We start from the raw sequence: 724 nt of genomic DNA, 5'->3' as shown, positions 1-724 counted from the left end.
TACCGGCCCGTCGACACCAAGGTGACCATCCCCGCCTCCGAGGGGGCGCTGGCGGGCACCTACACCACCCACAACGAGTACACGCCGATCCTCGGCAACCTCGCCTACACCGAACTGCCCGCGATGGGCGGCCTCCCGGCGGAGGGCATCGACTACACCTACACCACCACCGGCCTGCTGCTCGCCTCCGGCGGCAACAACACCCTGGTCACCGACGTCCAGTACGACGCGCTGGGCCGCCCGACCCGCACCACGGTGGGTGACTGGGGACGTCAGGTGGTCTCCACCCAGCAGATCGACTGGGCGACCGGACGGGTCGCCAAGTCGTTCCTGGACCGGCAGGTCGGCACGACCTCGCTGGACGAGACCGGCTACACCTACAACCCGGCCGGGCGGATCACCTCCGTCACCGACAAGCAGAACGCCTCCGCGACCGACACCCAGTGCTTCACCTACGACCACCTGGGCCGGCTCACGGGCGCCTGGACCGACACCGCGGGCACCGCAACCCGGCCCGCACCGTCGGTTCCCGGCATCGGCGGCTGCACCAACCAGGGCGGCCCGGCGGCCGGTTCGGTCGGCGGCCCGTCACCGTACTGGCAGACCTACGGCTACGACGCCACCGGCAACCGGACCTCCCTGGTCCAGCACGACGTCACCGGTGACACGTCCAAGGACGTCACCACCACCCAGACCTTCGGCACCCCGAAGAGCGTCAACACCG

General features: G+C 70.4%; 1 pseudogene. It reads left to right on the top strand.

The window, feature by feature from the left end:
• A pseudogene (locus AA75_RS28795) lies at positions 1-724 on the top strand (hypothetical protein); the annotation flags it as partial.

The organism is Kitasatospora sp. MBT63, assembly GCF_000710465.2.
Lineage (GTDB): Bacteria > Actinomycetota > Actinomycetes > Streptomycetales > Streptomycetaceae > Kitasatospora.
Note: the sequence above shows the minus strand (reverse complement) of the source record. Positions and strands in the feature narration are given on the sequence as shown.